This window comes from Brooklawnia cerclae (assembly GCF_011758645.1).
GTDB lineage: Bacteria > Actinomycetota > Actinomycetes > Propionibacteriales > Propionibacteriaceae > Brooklawnia > Brooklawnia cerclae.
In genome coordinates, this window is the sequence record NZ_JAAMOZ010000001.1 from 2,529,880 (window position 1) to 2,554,964 (window position 25,085).

General features: G+C 68.5%; 16 protein-coding genes. 1 reads left to right on the plus strand and 15 read right to left on the minus strand.

Going from position 1 to position 25,085, the window contains the following annotated elements:
• Positions 1-5 precede the first annotated feature (5 nt).
• From FB473_RS11695 to FB473_RS11725, 7 genes are all read right to left on the minus strand, one after another.
• Positions 6-5,099 (minus strand): 2-oxoacid:acceptor oxidoreductase family protein, encoded by a 5,094-nt coding sequence (locus FB473_RS11695; RefSeq protein ID WP_208390538.1) that lies wholly within the window; start codon positions 5,097-5,099, stop codon positions 6-8.
• A gap of 160 nt (positions 5,100-5,259) precedes the next feature.
• Positions 5,260-6,975, minus strand: a complete 1,716-nt coding sequence (locus FB473_RS11700) for a dihydroxy-acid dehydratase (protein WP_208390539.1) — start codon at positions 6,973-6,975, stop codon at positions 5,260-5,262.
• 214 nt (positions 6,976-7,189) lie between these two features.
• Positions 7,190-8,557 carry a guanine deaminase gene (gene guaD / locus FB473_RS11705; RefSeq protein WP_167167836.1) on the minus strand — a complete coding sequence of 456 codons (1,368 nt, stop codon included), beginning with the start codon at positions 8,555-8,557 and terminating at the stop codon, positions 7,190-7,192.
• 4 nt (positions 8,558-8,561) lie between these two features.
• Positions 8,562-9,581: a methylmalonyl Co-A mutase-associated GTPase MeaB gene (meaB, locus tag FB473_RS11710; protein WP_167167839.1), complete on the minus strand. Its 1,020-nt coding sequence runs from the start codon at positions 9,579-9,581 to the stop codon at positions 8,562-8,564.
• Positions 9,574-11,766, minus strand: a complete 2,193-nt coding sequence (gene scpA, locus FB473_RS11715; protein ID WP_167169547.1) for a methylmalonyl-CoA mutase — start codon at positions 11,764-11,766, stop codon at positions 9,574-9,576. The genes meaB and scpA overlap by 8 nt, the downstream gene beginning before the upstream one ends.
• Before the next feature lie 14 nt (positions 11,767-11,780).
• Positions 11,781-13,685 carry a methylmalonyl-CoA mutase small subunit gene (gene mutA / locus FB473_RS11720; RefSeq protein ID WP_167167842.1) on the minus strand — a complete coding sequence of 635 codons (1,905 nt, stop codon included), beginning with the start codon at positions 13,683-13,685 and terminating at the stop codon, positions 11,781-11,783.
• A gap of 169 nt (positions 13,686-13,854) precedes the next feature.
• On the minus strand, positions 13,855-14,757 hold the full coding sequence (locus tag FB473_RS11725) for an NAD(P)-dependent oxidoreductase (protein WP_341770108.1): 903 nt from the start codon (positions 14,755-14,757) through the stop codon (positions 13,855-13,857).
• 150 nt (positions 14,758-14,907) lie between these two features.
• On the opposite strand from FB473_RS11725, the gene FB473_RS11730 reads away from it, so the two are divergent.
• The gene (locus tag FB473_RS11730; RefSeq protein ID WP_208390771.1) at positions 14,908-15,816 is read left to right on the plus strand and encodes a patatin-like phospholipase family protein; all 909 of its coding nucleotides are present in this window, start codon (positions 14,908-14,910) and stop codon (positions 15,814-15,816) included.
• Between the two features lie 161 nt (positions 15,817-15,977).
• Here the strand turns inward: FB473_RS11730 and FB473_RS11735 are convergent, their stop codons facing one another.
• From FB473_RS11735 to FB473_RS11770, 8 genes are all read right to left on the minus strand, one after another.
• Positions 15,978-16,565, minus strand: coding sequence for a MarC family protein (locus FB473_RS11735; RefSeq protein ID WP_341770109.1), 588 nt, complete (start codon positions 16,563-16,565; stop codon positions 15,978-15,980).
• A gap of 111 nt (positions 16,566-16,676) precedes the next feature.
• Entirely contained in the window at positions 16,677-17,450 is a 774-nt protein-coding gene (locus FB473_RS11740) for a putative ABC transporter permease (protein ID WP_167167848.1), read from the minus strand.
• A 16-nt stretch (positions 17,451-17,466) separates the two neighbouring features.
• Positions 17,467-18,339: a patatin-like phospholipase family protein gene (locus FB473_RS11745; RefSeq protein ID WP_167167851.1), complete on the minus strand. Its 873-nt coding sequence runs from the start codon at positions 18,337-18,339 to the stop codon at positions 17,467-17,469.
• Positions 18,336-18,959 (minus strand): TetR family transcriptional regulator, encoded by a 624-nt coding sequence (locus FB473_RS11750; RefSeq protein ID WP_167167854.1) that lies wholly within the window; start codon positions 18,957-18,959, stop codon positions 18,336-18,338. The genes FB473_RS11745 and FB473_RS11750 overlap by 4 nt, the downstream gene beginning before the upstream one ends.
• Before the next feature lie 31 nt (positions 18,960-18,990).
• Positions 18,991-20,829, minus strand: coding sequence for a glycoside hydrolase family 2 TIM barrel-domain containing protein (locus FB473_RS11755; protein WP_167167857.1), 1,839 nt, complete (start codon positions 20,827-20,829; stop codon positions 18,991-18,993).
• Positions 20,830-20,926: 97 nt separating this feature from the next.
• Positions 20,927-21,958 (minus strand): glycosyltransferase family 2 protein, encoded by a 1,032-nt coding sequence (locus FB473_RS11760; RefSeq protein WP_208390540.1) that lies wholly within the window; start codon positions 21,956-21,958, stop codon positions 20,927-20,929.
• A 17-nt stretch (positions 21,959-21,975) separates the two neighbouring features.
• Entirely contained in the window at positions 21,976-22,611 is a 636-nt protein-coding gene (locus tag FB473_RS11765) for a hypothetical protein (RefSeq protein WP_167167860.1), read from the minus strand.
• 24 nt (positions 22,612-22,635) lie between these two features.
• A complete protein-coding gene (locus FB473_RS11770) occupies positions 22,636-25,056 on the minus strand; it encodes a glycoside hydrolase family 3 C-terminal domain-containing protein (RefSeq protein WP_167167863.1) in 2,421 nt (806 codons plus the stop codon).
• Between the last annotated feature and the right edge of the window lie 29 nt (positions 25,057-25,085).

Genomic DNA, 25,085 nt, shown 5'->3' on the forward strand with positions numbered 1-25,085 from the left:
TTTCCTCAGTGGATGATCTCGGCGTCACAGTTGGCCACGACTTTGGCGATCCGCCGACGCAACTCGTCGGTGGGTTGCACTCGATCGAGCGCCCCGGGGATCAGACGGGCGGCATTGCGGGCCTGACCGTCGACGATCACCTTCGTCCGCTCGAACAGCTCCGGCAGCTCCTGCCAGCAGTTCTTGCAGTCGGTGCACTTGACGATGTCGTCGGCGTCGAGCCGGACGATGGGCTGCCCCTGCTCGGTCTGTTCGGGTGCGGCCGACGGGGCCGGCGCGCCGAATCCTCCGAACCCTCCACCGAACGAGGTGACCGGCTGGGCGGCGGTCGAGGCCGCCAGTTCGCTCATCGCCCGCGCGATCTCGTCCATCGACGTCTCACGCGCCACCATCGCCTGGTCGTAGCGGGTCTGAAGATCGGCGAGATCCTCCTCGTGCAGAGCACGGAGCTGGTCGATATCGATGCCCGCGAGATACTGCAGCAGCTGCCAGTTGCGGCGGCGGTGCTCCACCATCGCGACGATCGTCCGGCTCACCTTGATCTTCACGAGCCGGTCGGCGTTGTCGGTCGACCAGATGAACGGCACGTGCGTGGCGCGCTCGGCCTCCGGCAGGTCGATGTACTCGTCCACCGGGACGGCGACCGCGTCCTGGTCGATCGGCAGCTTGCCGAACTGCTTCTTGAAGCGCGCCTCACCCATCGCGAAGTGGGCCGGGGTCAGCGGGAACTCCTTCAGCTGGAGCCTGCCCTGCTCGTCCACGTACTCGATCGTCTGAGTCGTCCAGACCTTGTCCGGGTCGGGGTTGCCCTCGAGGTCGAACCAGTCGTGCAGGCTGTCGCCACGACGCGGATCATGGACGAACACGGGGGCGATCCGCGACTCGACGGCGAGCCGACCACGGCGGTTGGCCATGTTGTCGCCGATGCCGTTCTCGCCCTGGCAAGGCGTGTAGACGTCCATCACGGCCGGCCCGTCGGGGTAGTCGAGCATGTCCATCGTCGCGCGCAGGAAGTGCCCCTGCATCGCCGTGGCCGTCGCCACCACATAGGTGTTCGGATGGAACGCCGCCAGGATGCCCAGCTCTTTGCGGTCCTCGACCTTACCGGTGTGCGCCGATCCGACACGAGCGAGGTCGGCGTCCTGGCCGGTGTAGCTCGCGGTGGACGCCTGGCCCCCGGTGTTCGAGTAGGCGCCGGTGTTGAGCACCATCATCTTGAGCGGGGTGTTGGACGCCAGGATGCGCGACATCGCTCCGAAGCCGATGTCGTAGTTGGCCCCGTCACCGCCGATCGTCAGCACGGCCGGCAGGTAGCCCAGCTCCTCGTCGGTGAAGTCGGACCAGGCCAGGGTGGCGAGTTCGCGATCGTGCAGCCCGGGCTCGTAGGCGTCGTCCAGTTCGAGACGGGCGACGCGCACGGCCTTCACCAGGTCGGCCGCCTTGGCCGCGAGCCCCTCGTAGATGCCCTTCGCGAGCGCTTGCGCGTCCTGGAACAGGCTGTTCACCCAGGGATCGGTGAAGGCGTTGTACGGCATCGTGGACGCGTACACGCTGGAGCAGCCCGTGGAGTTCGCCACGACCGTGGTGGCCGGGGCCTTGCCGGTGGGGCCGCCCTCCAACAGGTAGAGGCCCTTCTCCAGCTCACCGAGCGCGGTCTCGATGCGTGCGCGGCGTGCGGACGACCCCTCGTCCACGACGGCGAGCTTGGCGGTCAGGTCGTCGACCAGTTCGGAGAGCAGCGTCCGCTGCTCCGCCTGGCGCTTGGCGCCCAGGGCGTGGCTCGTGGCCACCACCATGCGGGTGCTCGTCACCTCACCACAGCCCCGGCACCCGCCGTGGCCACCGGTGACCGAGTAGTAGTTCGCCCGGTCGAGGAAGAGCCGCTTCGTGTCGCCGCCGGGCTCCACCGCCCCGGCCGTGAACCGCGACGGGGTGTTCGGCGTCTTCGACAAGAACTCGAACCCGCTCTCCAGCTTCTCCTCGATCACCTCGGTCTGGTCGAAGGCGGTGAGGGCGTGCGGGCCGCAGACGTCGACGCACTCGAGACAGCCTGTGCACTTCCAGGGGTCGATGGTCACCGAGTACAGGCCACCGTTGCCCGGGGTCTCGCGCTCGATCGCGTCGAAGAACGGGCGGGTCCGGGCCACCGGGAACGTGCGCAGCACCTCGACCACCGCGCCGAAGTTGCGGCGCAGGTACGAGCCGGAGGTCGCCGGGACGAGTTCGTCCACCGCCATCGCCACGAGGTCGGCCAGCGGCCCCGCGTCCTTGTCGGCACGGTAGCGTTCGCGCACCCGCGCGGCGATGCCGTAGATGTGGTCGCGCATGGCCGCGCGCTGCGGATCGTTCACCTCGATCATCTCGACCGCGGTGGCCACCAGCGTGTGGATCTCGTGAACCGCGTTCGGGATCGCGGCGTCGGGGCAGGCCAGCGTGCACTCCATGCAGCCTGTGCACAGGGACGCGTCGAACTGCGGCACGGTGCGCCGGAACATGCCCTTGTCCTTGCCTGCTGCCGTGCCCGACGGCACGAACAGCCCGGATCCCGGGAACACCGGGGCCCGGTCGACCGTGCCCTCGCGGAACGGCCGACCCATGATGCGGTCGTAGTACTCCGCGTCGAACAAGTTGGACGCACCACAGGCACTCGGGCACATTGCCGACGACAGCGCCAGCCCCCGGGAAGCCACGTGCGCGGGCTCGTCCTCGACGGCCAGGTAGGCGTCTTCTTCGTAGGGGACGGGGACGAGCGCCGTGAGCCCGTCCTCGATCACCGCCATGTTCGACGAGACGATGGCGGCACCCTTGGTGCCGAACTTCTTGCTGATCTGCTGGTACACCTTCTCGCGGAGGGCGTCCACCGAGGTGCCGCGGGCCACACGATCCACACCGCCGACGACGGCGCCGATGAACGCGATGCCCATCATGCGCGTCTGCAGCTCCGGGGTCGGGGCGTGCTCGGCCGCGACGGAGAACGCGTCGATGATCGAGAACCGGATGCCCTTCTCGCGGATCGTGCGCCGTGCCTTGGCGGGCAGGGCGCGCCAGGTCTGCTCGGGGGTCAGGCTCGACTGCAGGATCAGCGTGCCACCGGGGACCAGGCCCTTCAGCGGATCGGTGTGCTGGAACACCTTGTGGTCGGGCGACAGGACGACCTCGACGTCCTCCAGCTCGGCGTTGGTGACCAGCACCGGCTCGGGGCTCAGCGTGATGTAGTAGTTGGTCGGCGCGCCCGACTTCTCGGAGCCGTACTTGGGCGCCGACTTCGAGTACAGGCCCAGGGCACCGGCCAGGATGTCGGTCATCAGCTTGCCGGTGGCGATCGTGCCGTACCCGCCCACGGAGTGGAAGCGGATGCGCAGCGCCCCGTCGGGCAGCAGGTCGGGATTGGCACCCGTGGGCAGCGACATCAGCGTCGTCTCGGGGTACGCGGCAGCCAACCGGGACTCCAGCTCGCTGAACGACCCCTCGGCCTCGTCACTGAAGAAGGTCGAACCCAGGTAGACCAGCGGGGACGCGTTGTCGCCGGCCATGTTGCGCGCGGCGGCGATCAGGTCGCGCGGCTGCAGGTCGTGGCCGCCCAGGCCGAAGATGGCGCTGGTCAGCGCGGGAAGTTCCTCCACGGGTTCCACGTCGATGAACCGGCCCGGGTGCGAGGCGTTCGCCGCCCCCTTGAACATGGCCTGGGTGACGAACTGGGTCAGGGCCATCTGGTCGGAGCGCTCCATCACGGTGACGGCCTTCTTGCCGCGCAGCGCCGCGACGACCTCGGCCTCGGGGAACGGCTGGAGGAGCTTGATCGCCACCAGTCCCGCCTTGATGCCCTGGCTGCGCAGGTACGGGAGCACCGCGCGGATGTCGTCGCAGACCGAGCCGAGCCCGACGAACACGTAGTCGGCGTCCTCGACGTCGTAGGTCTGCACCGGCGAATACGTGCGGCCGGTGAGCTTCGAGTACTCGTCCATCGCCTGGCGGGCGAGCCGGGGAACCTCGGCGACGAAGTGGGTGCGATGGTCGACGATGCCGGCCTGGAAGTCGGGCTGGTTCTGCACCGGACCCGTGAGACCGGGGTTGCTCGGGTCGACAAGGGCGGGCACAAGCTGGCGGGTGCCCTTCTGCCAGGCACCGAGCCACTGGCGACGCCACTGGGCGGCCAGGTCGTCCGGGACGAAGCGGAGGGTCTCGTCGACCAACTGCCCCTGATTGTCGGCCTCGACGGCTTCCGCGTGCCGGGCCAGCCAGTCACGCACCTCGACCAGTTCACGCACGCCGAACTCGGCGGCCCTGCGGTCGATCCAGCGGCCCAGCTGCCAGACCCGGCCCTTGGCGCCGTAGACGATCTCCTGCGCGACGCTGGGACACTCGATGCGTCCGGCCGGATCGCCGAGGTACTCCTTCAGCAGCGCGGGCTCGGGCAGCCTGGCCTCCGACAGCATGTGGCTCGTCGCGAACCCGTCCATCGCGTTGGCCACCGGGATCAGCGTGAGCGCCGAGGTGCGGTAGCTGATGGCCGCCAGGTCTGCGGCCTCCTGCGGGTTGGAGCCGAAGAACACGGTGTAACCGGACGGCAGCAGCGCGTAGACGTCGTCATGGCCGGCCATCACGTTGAGCGAGTGCTTGCTGACCACGCGGGCCGCCACCTGCAGGACGAAGCCGCCGACCTTCTTGCCGACGGTGACGAAATGCGACTCCATCGCGTAGAGGATGCCCTGGCTCGACGACGCGTTCGACACGAACTGGCCACCGGTCAGCGCTGCGCCGAGCGCGCCCGACTGGGCCGAGTGCTCGCCCTCGGGCTCGAAGAAGAACGGGTGCTTGCCCCAGACGTTGAGCTGGCCCTCGGCCCGGGCGGCCTCGTAGATCTCGCTGATCTCGGTGGACGGGGTAATCGGGTAACCGATGACGCCGCCGCAGACGTGCTTCATGACGTGCGCAACGGCACCGTTGCCGTTGATGACGGTCGGGGTGCCGGGGAATTGCGGCTGTGCGCCCGGCCCCTCGTTCTGCTCACGTGACGCGGGCGCGTCGTGCAGCAACCCGGATACGTCGAGCCCGGAGGCGTCCAACTGAGTAGCGCCATCCAAACGTGTTGTGGTCACGGAATCCTCCGTCGCGTTGTCTTCCATAGATATCGCAACTGTCGTGTCGATCAGCCCGCGATCCGAACCGCTCCTGTCCGATCACGCAGGTCGTGGCGACAGCCTATACACGAGCATTGGCCACCAATCGCGGGGGGCCGGAATTCAGGATCGCCCGCTGTCAGAGCCGAGGCGGAACCTGGATCCCCCCGGGCCTGCGGCGGAGGAAGTCGAAATCGGCCCCCTGGTCGGCCTGTGTCACGTGCTGCTCGTACAGGCGGCGATAGCCGCGACTGGCGAGATCGGGGTCGAACGAGTACTCCGAGCGGCGCCGAGCGAGCTCCCCGGCGTCCACGAGCAGTTCGAGCCGGCGCTCGGCGGCACTCAACCGGATGGTGTCGCCGTCGTGCACCAGCCCGATCGTCCCGCCGCGGGCGGCCTCCGGGGCACAGTGGAGGACGATCGTCCCGAAGGCCGTGCCCGACATGCGGCCGTCGGAGATGCGCACCATGTCGTGCACCCCCTGCGCGGCGAGCTTGCGCGGGATCGGGATGTAGCCGGCCTCGGGCATGCCGGGCGCCCCCACAGGGCCGATGTTGCGCAGCACCAGCACGTCGTCGGGTCGCACGTCGAGATCCGGGTCGTCGATCCGGGACGCGAGGTCGGCGCTGTCGGCGAAGACGACGGCCCGTCCCGTGTGTTCCAGCAGTTCGGGGCTCGCCGCGGACTGTTTCAGCACCGCACCGTCGGGAGCCAGGTTCCCCCGCAGGACGACCAGGCTGCCGCCCGTGTGCACCGGACGCTCACGCGAGCGTATGACGTCGTCCCCCGGGACGGGCGCGATGGCATCGAGTTCGGCGCCCAGCGTCTGCCCCGTGACGACCGCTGCCGACAGATCGAGCAGGTCGGCGATGCGGCGCATCACCTCGGGCACTCCCCCGGCCCGGTGCAGGTCGGACATGTAGTGGACGCCGGCCGGGCGCAGGTCGACCAGCACCGGGGTGTCGCGCAGGATGGCGTCCAGCGCATCGAGGTCGAAGCCGAACCCCAGCCTTCCCGCGAGGGCCGCGAGATGCACGGCCGCGTTCGTCGAACCGCCGATCGCGCCCAGCAGCCGTACCGCATTGTGGAAGGCGGCGGGCGTCAGGATCGAGTCGAGCGTCGTCCCCGACGACGCCAGCGCCACCGCCGTCCGCCCCGTCGCCTCGGCGATGCGCCTGCGCGCGGCGGTCGTGGCCGGGGCGGACGCGCTCCCCGGAAGCGCCACTCCGAGGGCCTCGGTGAGGCAGGCCATGGTGGAGGCGGTGCCCATCACCGAGCACGTGCCCACCGAGCCGACGAGTTCGTTGTTGGCCTCCCAGACCCCTGCCTCGTCCAGCTCACCGGCGCGGTACTGCGCCCACAGCGATCGGCAGTCCGTGCACGCGCCGACCGTGCGTCCCCGGAACGACCCGGTGAGCATGGAGCCGGTGACGAGCTGAATCGCCGGGACTCCAGTCGAGACCGCGCCCATCAACTGGGCCGGCACGGTCTTGTCGCAGCCCCCGATCAGGACGACGGCGTCCATCGGCTGCGCGCGGATCATCTCCTCGGTGTCCATCGACATGAGGTTGCGCAGATACATCGTGGTCGGCGCGGTGAACGACTCGTGCAACGAGATGGTCGGGAAGTCGAGCGCGAGCCCGCCCGCCAGCTCGACGCCCCGCCGCACCGCGTCGATCAGCTGCGGCACGTTCCCGTGACACGGGTTGTATGCAGAATACGTGTTGACAACGCCGATCAATGGTCGCTCAAGAGCTTCGTCCGAATAGCCGGCGCCTTTGATGAAAGCCCTGCGCAGGTATTCGGAGAACCCGGCGTCCCCATAGTTCGGCAGCCCTGAGGTCAGTCCCGGCATTGGTCGTCCTCCTTTGGCGCGCCCTACGACGAATTCAACCACCAGCCCGACCATCGGCGGCCCTCCGGGGTCGCGGGCGGTTGTGTCACGTCGGGGCCCCGTGACACAGTTCCTTGAAAATGCCGCCGCTGGTGCACCGGAACGGCGCGCTGAGCGTGGCGATTGCCCAGGCGGGCCGAATTGAAGGAACTGTGTCACGCCGGGACGAGGCGCCTCAGTCTCCGATCACCCTGCGGCCCGCCACCCACACCCCGGCGATGTGCTCGGCGCCCGAGACCAGCAGGATGGCATCCAGGACATCACGCGAATCCCGGACGTCGAACAGCGGCAGGCCCCCGGCAGCGGTGGTGTCGACGAGTTGCGCGTCCCATGCGTATCCCTGGGCCAGACGCCCGATCGGCAGCGACAGCGCCTCGCCTCCTCCCGCGGTGGCGAGCCAGAACGCTTCTTCCAGCACGATGTGGCCGTCGTGGGTGCCCCGCTCGGGTGCCGGTCTGCCCGGATCGGCGCCGTGATCCAACGTCCGCGACTGCACCAGGGCCTCCCGCAGGGCCGTGCGAACCGACGGTGCGAAACCACCCGATATGTCGGTGCCCAGGCCGATCTCGAGCCCCTCGTCCAGGCGGCGGCGCAGCGGCAGCACCGCGTCGGCGAAGAACGCGTTCGACACCGGGCAGTGCGCGATCGCCGTGCCCGACCGCGCGAACAACTCGGCGTCCCGATCGGAAAGGTGGACGCAGTGTGCCATCACCGACCTGCCGGTGAGCAGCCCGAACCCGTCGAGGGACTCGGCGTCCGAACGTCCGTAGCGGTCGAAGGCGCACTGGTGCTCCCAATCGCTCTCGGAGCAGTGCGATTGGACGTGAACGCCGTAGCGGGCGGCGATCTCTCCCAGCCCTGCCAGCGCGCGGTCGGTGCAACTCGGTATGAATCTCGGCGTCACGACGGGAAGCACGAGCCCGCCGGAACCCAGCCCGTGCACACGCTCGATGAACTCGACGACCCCGTCGAGCGCCGAGGCCGTGTCCGCGTCCCAGTAGAAGTCGGGGTTGGACGACCGGTCGTCCATCGTGACCTTGCCCACCAGCGCCCGCTGTCCGCGGTCGGCGCATATCTCGGCGAGTACGACGCTGGCCTGCGTGTGAACCGTCGCGAAGTACATCGCGGTCGTCGTCCCTTGCCGCAGGAGGTTCTCGACGAGTTGTGTGTACACCTGGCGGGCGAAGACGGGGTCTGCATAACGCGCCTCCAGCGGGAACGTGTAGTTCATCAGCCAGTCACCGAGCGGACGATCCAGCGCCCGCCCCAGTTGCGGCCACTGCGGCGCGTGAACGTGGAGGTCGACGAACCCCGGCAGGAAATACTGCCCCGGCGCCGCCTCGGTCAGCGTCCCGGCCGCCCGGTGGTGCGCCAGCAGTTCCACGGCCTCCGGGTCGTCGGCCGCCAGCACGCGGGCGACCGTGCCCGCGGGGTCGACGCAGAACAGGTGGTCGTCCAGCACCGCGACCTCGGTCGGCGACACCGGGGTGAACGCGGGGCCACGGAAGATGCGCGCGAACCCCGCGCGGGGTGCTTCGTCCATGTGCTCAGTTTGCCGGACGAGCCCAATCCAGGGTCGGCACTTCGGCGGCGAACTCTCTCAGAACGGTGGTCGCCGCGTCCAGGGCGTTGACCTGGCCGTTGCCGACCTTCTCCTCCAGCTCGTCGGCGAGCCTGCGCATCGCATGGGTGCCGTGCAGCGAGTCGAGCACGGATGCCTCGACCTGCGACCACATCCATTCCACCTGCTGCTTGGCGCGATAGCTGTCGAGCCCGACCGACTTCTCCAGGAATTCGCGATGATCGAGCACGGCCTTCCAGACGTCGGCCAACCCCACCTTGTGCAGCGCGGAACACGTCAGTACGGGGACGCGGCGCTCGGCCGACTGCGACGAGATCAGCCTCATCGCGATCGACAGCTCCCGTGCCGTGACCCTGGCCTCGCCCGCGTTGTCACCGTCGGCCTTGTTGACCGCGATGACGTCGGCGAGTTCGAGAATGCCCTTCTTGATGCCCTGCAACTGGTCACCCGATCGCGCCAGCATCAACACGAGATACGTGTCGACCATGCCGGCGACTGCGACCTCCGACTGGCCGACGCCGACCGTCTCGACGATGACGACGTCGTAGCCCGCGGCCTCCACCAGCAGCATCGCCTCCCGGGTCGCCCGGGCGACGCCGCCCAGATGCAGGCCGGTGGGCGAGGGGCGGATGAACGCGTCGTCCGACTGGGCGAGCTCCCCCATACGGGTGCGATCCCCCAGCACCGAACCGCCGGACACGGAACTGGACGGGTCGACAGCGAGCACCGCGATCCGGTGCCCCTCCTCGATCAGCTGGCAGCCCAGGGCATCGATGAACGTCGACTTCCCCGCGCCCGGAACCCCCGACAGGCCGACCCTGATCGAGTTCCCGGACAACGGCGCAAGCTCTCGCAGGAGTTCCCGGGCCAGCGCGTGATGCGCCGGCAACCGGGACTCCACGAGGGTGATGGACCGGGCCAGTGCGGCCCGGTCCCCACCCTTGACGCCCTCGACGAGGGCGGGAACATCGACAGGCCTAGGCATTGCCCTCGCGTGCGGCCTTGATCAGCCCCTGCAGCAGTTCCTTGGCCGCAGCCTGGATGTTGGTGCCCGGCGGGTAGATCGCAGCTGCCCCGTCACGGCGCAACTCATCGAAGTCCTGCTCGGGGATCACGCCACCCACGACGATCTCGATGTCCTGACGTCCCTGCTTGTCGAGCTCTTCACGCAAGGCAGGGACCAGCGTGAGATGACCGGCCGCCAGCGACGAGACGCCGACAACGTGGACGTCACCCTCGATGGCCTGCCTGGCGGCTTCCTCGGGGGTCTGGAACAGCGGGCCGACATCGACATCGAACCCGAGATCGGCGAAGGCGGTCGCGATCACCTTCTGACCACGGTCGTGACCGTCCTGACCCATCTTGGCGATCAGGATGCGCGGACGGCGTCCCTCGATCTCGGCGAACTCGTCGACCAGGGCCCGGGTTTCGTCCATGAGCTCCGACTTTCCGGCCTCCTTGGAGTACACGCCGCTGATCGTGCGGATCTGCGCCGTGTAGCGTCCGAAGACCTTCTCCAGGGCATCGGACATCTCGCCCACGGTTGCCCCCGCGCGGCCCGCGTCGATGCACAGCTTCAGCAGATTGCGCTCGGGATCCGACGAATCCGGGTTGCCCGCAGCCCACGTGATCTTCTCGAGGGCCTTGGCGCAGGCCTCGGCGTCCCGCTCGGCGCGCAGCTTGTTCAGCTTGGCGATCTGCTCCTCGCGCACCGCCCGGTTGTCGATCTTGAGAGCCTCGACCGGGTCGTCCTGATCCAGCACGTACTTGTTGACGCCGATCACCGGCTGACGACCGGAATCGATACGGGCCTGGGTACGGGCCGCGGCCTCCTCGATGCGCATCTTGGGGATGCCCGCCTCGATGGCCTTGGTCATGCCACCGGCCTGCTCGACCTCCTGGATAAGATCCCAGCCCTTGCGCGCCAACTGCTTGGTCAGCGACTCGACATAGGCCGATCCGGCCCACAGATCGATGCTGCGCGTGGTGCCCGACTGCTGCTGCAGGAACAGCTGCGTGTTACGGGCGATACGGGCGCTGAAGTCGGTCGGCAGCGCGATGGCCTCGTCCAGTGCGTTGGTGTGCAACGACTGGGTGTGGCCCTGCGTGGCGGCCATGGCCTCGACACAGGTGCGCACGACGTTGTTGTAGACGTCCTGGGCGGTCAGCGACCACCCGGAGGTCTGCGAGTGCGTGCGCAGGCTCATCGACTTCGGGTTCTTCGGGTCGAACTGGCGGACGAGACGTGCCCACAGCATGCGAGCCGCGCGCATCTTCGCCACTTCCATGAAGAAGTTCATGCCGATGGCCCAGAAGAACGACAGCCGCGGAGCGAACTGGTCGACCTGCAGGCCGACCGACTCACCGGCGCGGATGTACTCGACACCGTCGGCCAGCGTGTAGGCCATCTCGATGTCGGCGGTCGCCCCGGCCTCCTGCATGTGGTAGCCCGAGATGGAGATCGAGTTGAACTTCGGCATGTTCGCGCTGGTGAACGCGAAGATCTCCGAGACGATCCGCATCGATGGAGCCGGCGGGTAGATGTAGGTGTTACGAACCATGAACTCCTTGAGGATGTCGTTCTGGATCGTCCCCGCGAGTTGCTCGGGCTTGACGCCCTGCTCCTCGGCGGCCACCACGTACAGCGCCAGGATCGGCAGCACCGCGCCGTTCATCGTCATCGAGACGCTCATCTGGTCGAGCGGGATGCCCGCGAACAGTTGACGCATGTCGAGGATCGAATCGACGGCCACACCCGCCATGCCGACGTCACCGGCCACGCGCGGGTGGTCGGAGTCGTAGCCACGGTGCGTGGCGAGGTCGAACGCGATCGACAGGCCCTTCTGGCCGGCGGCCAGGTTGCGGCGGTAGAAGGCATTCGACTCCGCGGCGGTGGAGAAGCCCGCGTACTGGCGGATCGTCCACGGACGCGAGGTGTACATCGTCGAGTACGGCCCGCGCAGGTACGGCGCGATGCCGGGCATCGTGTGCAGGAAGTCGATGCCCTCGTAGGCCTCGTTCCCGTAGAGGTGGCCCACGGGCAACTGCTCGGGGGTCACCCACTCCTCGGTCTGCTGGGACGCGAGGGCCTGCTCGAACGCCTTCTGGGCGTCCGGGGCAGGGGTTGCGTCCCCCAGCTCGATCTGGTCGAAGCGAGGCAGCGTCCCCACTTGATCGACGGCGGTCACTTTGTCACCCCCAGGGTCTCCAGAACACCGGTGAGCCCGGCGACGACATCCATGCCCATGGCGATGGCGCCGTCGATGACTCCCTCGATGTTCACGTCTCCCAATTCCTTGATGTTCCCGGCGAGGAGCACCTTGCTCGCTCCGGCGTCCTTCAGTGCCTTCGCGACCTCGAACCCGCTGGTCGCGTAGACCTTCGGGGACGAACAGACGCACGCGACAGGAGTGCCGGACGCCTTCCAGGCTGCCACGATCTCATCGGTGGTTCCGCCTTCGACCAACGGGGTCGTAAGGCCCGCGATGTGGAAGTAGTTGGACGCGAATCCCTCGCGGCCACCGAAATCACGGCGTGTGCCGATGCAGGCCAGGAAGACCTTGGCATCCTTGCCGCTCGTGGCGTCGCGCAGCTTCTCGAACGGCTCCGCGTCACGTACCCAGGACAGGCCCGCGCGAGCGGGCACCTCGGGACGAGGAGTCCGGCCCTCGATCGGGGCCTCGCTCGGGTTCGGGAACTCCGAGACGCCGGTGATCGGCTGCTTGCGCGTCGCGAGACGCTTGGCCCGCTCCGCGTTCAGCCCCGCAAGGGCTTCGGCCACATAGCCACCGGCCAGTGCCGCGGCCATGCCGCCGGCGGCCTCGACCTTCTGGAACTCGGCCCAGGCGGCCTCGGCGATCTGCCGGGTCAGCGACTCGATGTACCAGGCACCACCCGCGGGATCGTTGACACGCCCGATGTTCGATTCCTCGGCCAGCACCACCTGCGTGTTGCGGGCGACGCGCCGGCTGAAGTCGTTGGACAGGCCCCAGACGGCGTCGAACGGCAGCACCGTGATGGCCTCCGCCCCGCCGATGGCGGCGGAGAAGGTGCTGATCGTGCCGCGCAGGATGTTGACGTAAGGATCGTCGCGGGTGATCTCGCGCAGCGAGGTGACTGCTTGCTGACGGGCACCGCGCTTGTCGGCGGGTACCTCGAAGACCTCTCCCACCCGGTTCCAGGCCAGACGCAGCGCGCGCAGGCGGGCGATGGTCGCCACCTCGTCGCACGTGGCGGTGACACGGAAGTTGATGGCGTCGAAGGCATCGGACGCCGAGACACCCTGCTCGATGAGAGCCCGGACGTACTCGACCGCCGTGGCCAGCAGCCAGGCGGCTTCGTGCACGTCGCCTGCGCCGGCGTTGTGGTAGATCGTGCCGTCGACGACGAGCGCCCGCGACTTCTTGTAGCCGGCGAGGCGCTTGACCCACCCGGACAGGCCCGACAGGTCGGCGGGAGCGCCGGTGAGCGCCGCGAGCCCGATCGGGTCGAGGCCCAGGTTGAGCGAGAGCTCGGCCTTGTCCTTGTCGGAAGCCTCGAAGATACCCAGCAGGGCCTCGGCGGCAGCCACCTGGTCGGTGCGGCTGGAGACGTCGACCTTGGCCAGATCCAGCAGCACGTCACCGAGCGCGGAAGCCAGGTCGGACGCGGACACCGCGTCCGGGTCGACCCGCAGCCAGACGCTCGTCGCGCCGCGCTCCAGGTCGGTCAGGATCGCCTTGCGGTTGACGCTCGCGTCGGGGTCCTCGTGCAACGTGCGCACGTCCCAGGCGTCCATCTGCCCGGTGCGCACCGTGGTGCCCCGAGTGAACGGCGCCGCGGCGGGTGCTCCCAACTCGCCGACCGCATCGTCCACTGTGTAGACAGGCTCGATCACCAGGCCATCCACGGTCCTGATGCGCAGGCGGTCGACCGCCTGCTCCGGGCTCAGCAGCTTGTTCTCCGGACGCCCCTTGTTCAACACCTTTGCGACGTCTGCCGCCCACTTGTCATAGCTGGGTGCTTCGAAATCGCCGGCGAGAACGAGGTCGTCGGGTACTGTGTCCGCGACGGCCGTTGACGCGCCCGCTGGCGGAGTCGGTGTCGTCATCGGTTCACTCCTCCCATGTGATCGGCTCTCGTGAAGCCTTCCTTGCGGGCTCCCGTCCGACCCGACTCGGTCGCTCGGGGGCGTTGGTGGCGGCTTGCGCCCGGGGCCCGAAAGCGGGCTGGATGGGCTTGCCACACAGCCCGCTCAGGATATCAGGGGCGGTTCCCGGTCATTCGGCGGCCTTGATCTCGATGCCGTTGAGCTTGGCCTGCGCCTTCGTGAGGGACGCGCAGAACTCCCCGCCGAAGCCGAGGGCGCTGGCGGCGCTCAGTGCCTCGTACACCCCACCGCCCACCATGGTCGGAATGCTCAGGTCGCCGGCGAGCCGGTTGTAGTACCGGACGTCCTTGCGGGCGTTGTCGAGCTGGAACGGCAGGGCGTCGAAGTTGCCCTTGAGGGACTCCCCCATGATGTTGAGGGTGCCGCCGTTGGCGAAGCCGCCCCCGCCGAGCACCTCGATCAGCTTCGCCGGGTCGACCCCCGACTTCACGCAGACCGCGAAACCCTCGGCGAGGATCGTCAGGGCCGCCTGGAACGCGGTGTTGTTCACGAGCTTGATGACATGCCCCGCGCCGAGCCCGCCGCAACGGTAGATGTTCTCGGCGAAGCACGTGAGGATCGGCTCGATCTCGGCGAACAGTTCGTCGTCGGCGCCCGCGAGCACGTTGACGGTACCCGCCTCGGCCTCCTTGGCACTGCGGGTGAGCGGGATGTCGGCGAAACGCGCTCCCTTGGCGCTCGCCAGTTCGGCGAGGTGGTAGGTCATGGACGGCTCCGAGGTGGAGGCATCCATGATGATGAGGCCTTCCTTCGGGTCGGTCAGCAGCGCGGTGACGACCTGCTCGACGTCGGACGCCGTGGTGACGCAGATCACGACGATGTCACTGATGTGGCCGAGCTCGGCGTTGTCGGCCGCGCGGGTGGCTCCGAGTTCGTCCAGCCCCTCGGGTGCCCGGCTGCGCATGGTGTAGGCCAAGGGGTATCCCTTGAGCAGGATGTTCTTGGCAAGACCGTGGCCCATGAGGCCGGTCGCTCCTACGAAACCGATCTGCTTGGTGGTGGCGTCGGTCACAGTTGTTCCCCTCGCTTCATTGCTTGTCTGGTGGTTGCCCCCAATCCTGCCACCCGCCGGGCCCCCGCGAGATCTGCTCCCGCTCGACGGCCGGGCCGCCGCACGCGTGACACAATGCGGGGTATGCCGTTCGATTCGTCCGCCGCCCCGCTGACGAGCAATGTCACCGATGTCGCCCTCCTCTTCGAGGGGGGAGCCATGCGCGCCAGTTACACCTCGGCCGTCGTCGTGGCACTGCTGCGGGCCGGCATACACCTCGACTGGGTGGCCGGGATCTCCGCCGGCTCGTCCAACACCGCCAACTATCTTTCCCGTGACGCGGGACGCGCACGACGCTCGTTCGTCGAGTTCGCCGCCGACCCCTGTTTCGGTAACCTGGGCACCTTCCTGCGCGGGCAGGGCATGTTCAACGCGAACTACATCTACCGCGAGACCGGGCTCACGGGTGGCGCCCTGCCGTTCGACTTCGCCACGTTCCAGGCCAACCCCGCCCGTATGCGCCTGGGCAGCTTCGAAGCGGACACCGGACGCACCTTGTTCTGGGGACGATCCGACACCCCGACGCTGGACGATCTCATGGTGCGGGTGCAGGCCTCGTCCAGCCTGCCGTTCTTCATGCCGACGGTGACGATCGGCGAGCACACCTACGTGGACGGGGCACTCGGCCCCAGCGGGGGGATCCCCCTGGATGTGGCGCGCGCCGATGGCTTCCAGCGTTTCTTCGTCGTCCTCACCCGGCCCCGCGACTACGTCAAACGGCCGATGCGGATCACCCGGGCGATGCGGTCGTACTTCAGGAGGTTCCCTGCCGTCGTCGACGCGCTCGCCCGGCGGGCGGCGAACTACAACCGGACGCGCGAGGAACTCACGGAACTCGAGCGCAGTGGGCAGGCGATCATCTTCTACCCTGACGGGTACACGGTCGCCAACAGCGAGAAGAACGTGGCGAAACTGACCCGTAGCTACGAGGACGGACGCGCCCAGGCCGCCCGCGAGTTGCCCCGATGGCGTGAGTGGCTCGGCCTCCCCCCTGCGAGCTCCCGCCCCCTGGCAACCTAGCGCCCCGCCCCCCACACTCGCCCCGCCCCCCGCTTCGCGGCTGGGCCATCACGAACCCGCGGACGGAATTGTCAGTTGCGGGCGAGATCCCATCCGCAACTGATGATTTCATCCGCGGGTTCCGGCGGGCGGGAAACTGGGACCGGGCCGGGCCGTCGTCCTCAGGCGAAGAAGTCGCGGATTCCGCCCAGCATCATCTGGACGGCGATGATCACCAGGATCATCCCCATCAGGCGCTCGGTCGCCAGCAGCGTGCGTTCCCCCAGGAACCGGTGCAGGCAGCTGGACGCCAGCAGGATCGCCGACGAGACCGCCCACGCGATCACCAGGGCGAGCAGGATCAGCGGCCACTGCCCGGGCATCTGCTGCATGAGGACGATCTCGATCGCCAGCACCGACGGCCCGGCGACGTACGGCACGGCGAGTGGGACGATGAACGGCTCGTCCACGACACGCTCGGCCAGTGGACGGTCGGGGCTGGGGAAGACCATGCGGATGGCGATGAGGAGCAGGATCACTCCCCCTGCAGTGGCCAGTGCGGGCTGAGTGACATGCAGGAGTTCCATCAGCCCGCGGCCGAGGAACAATATGATCGCCATCACGCCGAGCGCGATCAGCAGTTCTCGCGTCAGCACGAAGCGGCGACGAGCGGGAGCGACGTTCCTCAGCGCGGCGAGGAACAGCGGCACGTTGCCCAGGGGATCCATCACCAGGAAGAGCGTCAACGCGACGCCTGCAACCTGGGACACAGATCCTCCCGAAGATCAGTCACGAAACGATAGATAACACCGACCGATCGACACTACTACGGAAGAACAATCGTCTATGCCGCGCCCACCGCGCAATTCGCCGGAGGCACCTCACCGGATGGGGGCGACGTGACGTGTGCCGCCGACACCGGCATCGTCCGCGATCGCTTCATGCGGCGGCACGGACGCGTGGGAGCCACGCACGGCATTCGCGCCGCGCGCCCCGGGGAAGGCTGCGTTCAACCTGGTCAGCACGGCGCGCGAGCCCCGTAGCATGCGGATCCGCCGCCGGGTCACACCGTTCTGGAAGTCCGCACCCAGTTCGTCCAGCTGCCTTTCCAGCTGTGCCCGCACCTCGTCGAGGCTTCCGCGGATGGATTCGATCTCGGGGCGCACCCGTACGACGGCGACGACCGCATGCACCCAGTCGACGACCATGACCGCGCCGAGGCCGGACGCCAGCGACACGACCACCAAGGGGTCCAGACCACTCAGAAACGCCTCCAGGGGAGGATCGATCACCTCGACGACGACGAGCCCAGCGACGCCGAAGCCCAGGGAGTTGCCGAGACATACCCGGCCCTGAATGTTGCCGAGCCGGCCGCTGTAGTCCCACAGGACCAGGCCCATCATCTTCTCCAGCAGCACATGCCCGATGAACTCGACGACGGAGGCGATCAGCATGCCCGTCAGGAAGACGAGCGCGGGATCATCGCGGATCGGCCGTGTGAAGGCCAGGATGCCGACGGCACCGAACGCGTAGATCGGTAGCACGGGACCCGTCAGGAAGCCGTGATTTCCGACCCGATGCCAGCGGACCAACCGGACGACCCCCTCGAGCACCCAACCGCCGAACGCGTAGGCGACGAACATCAACACAGTCATGCTGACGGCGATCATGTCAGCGTCCCCCCTCTTGGAGCCCACAGGGCGAGGCGAGCAGCCCCATCTCGGGCATTCCGCGCCGTTCCGCCTCGTCCAGAGCGATCTCCGCCGCGGTCCGACCCGCGTCGATCAGCCTGGGGACGTCGCTCGTCGACCACATGGACAACCCCCTGTGGTCGGGACGGATCACGAGCGTCGCCGGGTCATGCTCCCACGCCTCGGCCTGCTCCGTGGCGCCCGCAACGGGTACCAGTCCCCACTCGGGACGCAGCCGGACCGCGATGGTCCAGTCGGCGCCGAGTTCGCGAGCCGCCCCGATCGGGAGGTTCGCCGCAAGCCCCCCGTCGAAGAGGAGCATCCCGTCGCGCGCCACCGGCGGGAAGAGCCCGGGGATGGCGATGCTGGCGCGCAATGCGTCGGCGAGCGGCCCCGAGCTCAGGACGACACCCTGCCGGGCGCGCATGTCGGTCACCATCGCGCCGAACCGCAGGGGAAGGTCCTCGATCAGTTCGGCCACCCCCCGGACCGAGAGGGTGTCGGCCAACGCGGTCGAGTCCAGCACCCCGAATCTGGGCGTGAGACTCAGCCGTCCCACCTGCGACCAGCCGCTGGCGAGCACGAGCGATTCCATGTCGTCCACGTCCATCCCGGAGGCGTACGCGGCCCCCACGAGGGCACCGATGCTCGTCCCGACCACGACCTGAGGACGCAGCCCGCGCTCGGCCATCGCCTTGAGCACCCCGACATGGGCCGCGCCGAGGACCGCCCCGCCCCCCAGCGCCAGCCCGAGTCCCGGAGTCGTGCCGGCCGGGAACGGCGGTCGAACCCGGTCGGCGGTCGCCGAGGACGGCTGATCCTGTCGAAGCCCCGTGGGCGCGCCCCCGGTCATCGCTCCTCCCCGGCGGAGCGGGCAGGCAGGGGAACGGCGCGAGCAGGGTTCAGCCCGTCCAGGAAGAGGCTGAGATAGCGTCGGCGCTCCTCGGGAGCGGCATCGAGGATGAACGGCAACGTCGTCACCATGGCCAGCAGGCTGGGCACGTCGTCGGATTCGAGGTCGGGGCGCAGGTTGCCGACGGCCTGGGCACGCGCGACCGTGTCGCGGAGCGAGGCGTCCTGTGCGAGGTGGTCGACCACCAGGGCCGGCAGGTTCCTCAGCGCCTGGACCACGCCACGCTCCGCTTCGAACACCCCGACGACCCGCTCGGCAACCGACAGCAGATCGTCCCGCGACGCGTTCGAGGAGCCGAACTCCTGGAGCAGGGGACGCACGTCCTCGGCCCATACCCGATCCATCACCGCGGCGGCCAACGATTCGCGGTTGGGGAAGTGTCGGTAGAGCGTCGCTATGCCGACGCCGGCGTCCTCGGCGATGCGGTTCAGCGTTGCCGAGGACGACCGCCGCAGAGCCTCACGCGCGGCCTCGACGATGCGTCCGATACTCGCGAGCGCGTCGACCCGGACGGATCGCACGTGGCCCACCGACTGACCCACACTTGATTCCGATAGCACACTCTCATTTTGATAGCTGCCTATCGTTTATTCAAATCACCTTGTCATCCCGTACGTTCGATCTGCGTGAGTCGGCTGTCTCGCTCACATCGGCCGCGCCGAGCCGCGCGAACGCCTCGTTCAGCTCCCGATTCAGCTGCCGCAGCAGTTCCTCGTTCGGCTTCAGCACCGCGCGGTCGTACGTGAGCAACCCGTTGGTCTCCCCCTCGACGTCACTCACCTGCGTGTACACGCACCCGCGCAGGCCCTGCTCCACAAGGGGAATCAGCTGCTCGCGGTACAAGGAGGCGAGCGCCTCGTCCAGTTCCTTCCCAGAAGCGAAGAACTTGTAGCCGAACGCCGGGTGCTCGTTACCCGTGTGCCCGGGAACCGAGAGGTTGTAGCCGCCGAACTCCGACAGCAGGAACGGACGCCGGTCGTGCGACGGCGGTTTGTGGAGCCGCAGCACATAGCGATGACGACTCCGGAAGTCGCCGCCTCCCTGGTCGTACCAACCGGAGGCCGCGTCCACGAGACGCGTGGGGTCGCTCCGGCGCACGAGCTTTTCCAGACGGCGAGTGTCGAACTGCCCCCACGCCTCGTTGAAGATCACCCAGCAGACCACGCTCGGGTGCGGCGACAGGTGGTCGATCATGCCCACGAGATCGGCCGCGAACTCCTCCCGGTCGGCGGCCGAACCGCGTCCGGCAGCCTTGTGGGCACGCCGCGACCTGTCCTCCACATGCAGGTTGAGGGCCATCGCCAACTGCGATCCCCTGGTGCCGACACGCGGGCGTCCGCCGTTCACCACATCCTGGACGACGAGCATGCCCAGACGGTCGGCGTGATGGTAGAAGCGCCGCGATTCGACCTTGACGTGCTTGCGCACCCCGTTGAAGCCCAGGTCGCGCATGCGCCGCAGGTCGAAGACCAGCGCCTCGTCACTGGGAGCCGTGAGCCCCGACTCGGGCCAGTAGCCCTGGTCGAGCGGTGTGTTCAACAGGATCGGTCGGCCGTTCAACACGACCGCGGGACGTTCCAGCGGTCCGGCCCCGGGGATGGGGCGAAGGCCCACGGTCCGGATCGCCGCCCAGGCGGTTATCTCGTCGTCGGCGGTCGTCACCGTGAGGGGGTAGAGCCAGGGATCATCCGGTGACCACGGCCGCGCATCGGGTATCGGCACACCGATCGGCTCGCCCGCCACGCCCCGGACGAGCGCCTGTCCCCCACCCGGCAGGCCGACCTCGATCGTCACCTCACAAGCATGTTCGCACGAGACGAGCACGTCGATACCGTCCAGCCCCCGCCAGGTCGAGGTCGTCACCCGCGTGATCGCGTTGCCGGGCAGCGGCTCTGCCCAGACGTCCTGCCAGATGCCGCTCGTCGCTGTGTACCAGATGCCCCCGGGCGCAAGCGCCTGCTTGCCGTGTTGCTGAGTGCCCTTGTCCGTGGGGTCGCGCACCACCACGACCAATTCGCTCGCCCCCGCAGGCACCTCCACGGTGAACGGCAGGTACCCACCCCGGTGCCGTCCCACGGGCTCCCCGTCGACGAACACGACGGCCTCGTGGTCGACGGCCTCGAAGTTGAGCGCGACCCGTTCGCCGGCCCACGCGCCGGGCAGGTCGAGATGCCGACGGTAGAAGAGCGTCTCGTCGGGACGCAGGGCCCGCTCGACCCCGGAGGCAGGCGTCTCGATCGCGAACGGGACGACGATCGCCCCGTCGAACTCCCCGGGTGGGCGCTCGTCCTCGATGGCGCCGCGAGCCGGCCTCACCGCGTACTCGCAGCTCCCGTTCAGGCTCTGCCATCGCGGGCGTGCCATCATCGGCCGCGGGTACTCGGGCCGTGGAACGTCGATGGAGGTGGCGTCGGACCACGGAGATCTCACACCAGCCATGCTCCCAGCGATGCGGGCACGCCCACAAGCCGCCGCACTCCGACCGTGCGGCCGACCCGGGACGCGGATGAGCCCGCGCCACGCGCGGTCAGTTGAACCCGACGACGCCCCTGGCCGCCCGGTAGGCGAGCCTCGAGATGCCCTTCCCGGAACGGCCGGGCAGGTTCGAGAGCCGCGCCATGGCACTGTGCCGGAGACGTTGATGGAGCCAGGGGTGTTCTCGCCGCAGGTCCGCCCAGAACTCGTCGCGCCGCGCGGAGGCATCGGGCGTCCCCGCCCGCGTGAGCAGCACCGACGAGGTGGAGCAGACGATCTCGGCGAAGTGCAGCAAGTAGCGCTTCAGAACCGGAGAGACCGTCGGATCGGGCCAGACCTCGGACAGATGCGCCACCATCGCCCGGTTGATGCGCAGGTACTGATCCATCCGCCCCAGCAGCACCGACTCGTTGACGGACTGGTCGGGTCGCCCGATGAAGTATCGGTATAGATCGACGTCCACGTAATACAGCCGTCGCACATGACGCAGCGGTACGTAGGAGTACAGGTTGTCGACATAGAAGGTGTGCTCGGGCAGCTGCAGCCCGCAGGCGCGCAACATCTCGGTGCGGTAGATCAGGGCATGCATGAGGATGTACTGCGCCGCGCCGAAGTCGCCGACCTCGTCCCACGTGACGGCTCTGCCCACAGGCAGGACGCCCCGGTAGCGGACCGTCTTCTTGCGCCGCTTGCCGACCTTCTCGTAGACGAAGTTGCTCACCACGGCGTCGATGTCCTCGTCAGCAGAGCCGAAGCCGCGTAGCGCGCGCAGAACCTGGTCGAAAGCCTGGGCGTCCAGCCAGTCGTCGCTGTCGACGATCTTCAGGTACCGGCCGCTCGCCTCCCGGATCCCGGTGTTGACCGCACCGCCGTGGCCCCGGTTCGGCTGATGGATCACGCGTAGCAACGCGGGAAAGCGCTCCGCATAGGACTCCGCGATCGCGCCGGTGCCGTCCGTCGAGCCGTCGTCCACGACAAGGATCTCGACGTCGCTCGCCCGCGTCATCAGCGAGTCCAGGCAGCGGCGGAGGTAGCCCTCGGAGTTGTAGCAGGGCACCACGATGGTCAAGGTCTTCACAAGCATGTTTCCCCTCGGTCGGCCTATTCGCTCGCCGGCGTGCCCGCTCCCTCCACAGGCGTCGGCGCGGACTCCGGCGTCCGCTTGAAAATCACCCGGAAGATCGGGAAGAACACCCAGAACGAAATCGCACTGTTGATGATCATGGTCACGACGTCTGCAATCGTCTCACCTGTGCCGCCCCAGTTCCACGTCGTGATCAGCAGGCGATAGATCGGGGCCTTGTAGAACCCCTGGGCCGCCGCCGCGACGACGGTGATGACGATGTACGCGATGACGTACCACAAGGCAGCCTTGCCGATCGAGGAATTCGAACGGAAGGTGACGTTGCGCTGGAGGAAGAAGTTGATGACCTGCGCGATCCCCAGCGTGATCTCCACCGCCAGGAAGTACGCGAGCCCGCCGCCACCTTCCGGCAGAGCGCCCGCCGGGTAGTCGAACACATAGAACTGCGAGCCGTCCACGTTGGAGCCGACCGGCAGCACCTGGAAGTTGGCGTCCACCAGTGAGGTGGCGTCGAAGACCGCCCGGAACGCCGGCATGAGGAACAGTTGGAGCACGGTGACCCCGTTGGACAGCAGGAAGAACATGATGAACTGCGCGACGGCGGTGTGTCGCTCGTAGTACGAGGCCCAGGCCTCGCGGATGCGGTGGAGCACGGGGGGCTCTCTTCCTCTCGGGGTCTAGTGGCTGACGGCGGCGAGTTCGCGCCGCAGGCGGCGGTTCATCCGGTTGTTCGCGACCGCGGCACGCACCAGCGCACCGATGCCGCGGAAGGCGTGCCCGTTGACGACGACCAGGAGCGCCTCGACCATCGCCGTGCTGACGAGCCCGTTCGTCATCTTGGCGATGGCACGGAACGGCTCCCAGTAGATGAACAGCAGATTGAGATCGGGCCTGCCCTTGGCATCCGCCCTCGCGATCAGCCGGACGAGGACGCGGTGGGCCAGGCGGGCCAGCGGGCTGGCGGCCTCCGTCATCGCGGCCAGCGGATCGTCCAGGCGCAGCGGGCCGCGGACGCGGGACGTGGGCGGAGCGGGGTGCCCCAGCAGGGCCGCGAACTCCTCGTCCGGCACGTTCGTGATCTCGCCCGAGGCGTAGTGAGGAAGATCCTCCCGGCGACCGGCGGTCGGCTCGACGGTGCCCGTGACCTCGTGCGTCGCCGACAGGCGGATGTCCTCCACGCTGGCCCCGACCTGGATCGAGTACCGGCCGGACTCGACCTCCCAGCGGCCCGTTGCGGTGCTGAAGTGGCGGAACGTGTACTCGTCGAAGGGGATCACCACGCGTGTCGATTCCCCGGGCGCGAGAGCGACCTTCGCGAACCCCTTGAGTTCACGTATCGGCCGGACGACCCCCGCCGTGCTGGAAGGATCGCGTCCGACGTAGAGCTGAGCGACCTCGGCACCGGCCACCGATCCGGTGTTGGTCAGCGTGAATGCTGCCCCGGTAGCGCCGATCTCGAGATCGGAGTACGCGAACGCGGTGTACGACAGCCCGAAGCCGAACGGGAACGCCACGGGTACCTCGGCGGTCGCGTAGTAGCGGTAGCCGACGTACGGACCCTCCCTGTATTCGGCGGTGACCCCGCCACTCGGGTGGTAGCGATGCGCGGGGGTGTCCTCCAGCCGCACGGGATACGTCTCGGCCAGACGCCCCGACGGATTCACTTTCCCCACCAGGATGTCGAGCACCGCCTCGGCCCCCGCCTGCCCGCCCAGGTAGCCGTGCAGCAGCGCCTGACAGCGGCCCAGCCACTCCGTCTCGACGACGCCCCCGCCGCTGAGCACGACGACGACGTGCTCGTTGACCTCCGCGAGCGCCGCGAGCAACTCCACCTGCGCACTCGGCAGCCGCAGGTGTGCGCGGTCGCGTCCCTCGACCTCGCTGATCTCGTCAAGGCCCAGGTAGGCGAGCACCACGTCCGCCTGCTGCGCGGCCCGCACGGCCTGCGCGACGAGCGTCGCGTCGCCCGCTCCGCCCCGGGTGAACCCCTGGGCGTACTCCACGAGTTCCAGGCCCGAGGCGGGCAGCGCGTCCAGCGTCGTGACCAGACGGAACGGGTTGACCAGCGAGGAACCCGCACCCTGGTAGCGCGGCGTCGCCGCGAAGTCGCCGACGACCGCCACCCGCGTGCCGGGCGCCAAGGGCAGCAGACCGTCCTCGTTCTTCAGCAGCACGGCACTCTGCGCGACGACGTCGCGAGCGAGCTCGTGGTGCGCGGCCTCGTCCACCCTCTGCGTCGCCGACGGCCTTTCGACGCGCCCACCGAGCGCCACGACCTCCGCGACGCGAGCATCCAGGTCGGCCTCACTCAACTCACCGCGTTCGACGGCTCGCAGGATCCGTTCGACCGAGTCGAACCCGGACGACGGCATCTCGAGCGTCCCGCCGGCGCGCACCGCCGCCACCGGATCGTTGCCACCGCCCCAGTCGGACACGACGGCTCCGTCGAAGCCCCACTCGTCGCGCAGCACCCGGCTCAGCAGCCAATGGTTCTCGTGGGCGTAGGTGCCGTTGAGCTTGTTGTAGCTCGACATGACCGTGTGGGGATGCCCTTCGCGTACCGCGATCTCGAACCCGGTCAGGTAGATCTCGCGGAGCGTGCGCTCGTCGACCACGGAATCGCTCGCCATCCGCCGCAACTCCTGGCTGTTCGCCGCGAAGTGCTTGGGGCAGGCGGACACGCCCTGTGACTGGATACCACGCACATAGCCGGCGGCGAGTTTGCCCGCCAAGTAGGGATCCTCGGAGAAGTACTCGAAGTCGCGCCCGCACAACGGGCTGCGCTTGATGTTCAGGCCAGGGCCGAGCAGTACGTCGACCCCTTGAGCAGCGGCCTCGGCCCCGAGCGCCTCGCCGACCTTCTCGGCCAACTCCGGATCCCAGCTGTTGGCCACGGTGGCCGCCGTCGGGAAGCAGGTCGCTTTCTGGGACGCGCCCAGGCCCAGGTGATCGGCCGAGCCGGTCTGCTTGCGGATGCCGTGGGGCCCGTCGGCGAACCACAACGCACGGATGCCGGCCCGTGGCACGGCGCGGGTCTGCCACACGGTGCCGCCGCTGAGCAGGGCGGCCTTCTCCAGCAAGGTCAACGGTTCATCCATGGTGACGATCATTTCTGTCGTGGTGTCTG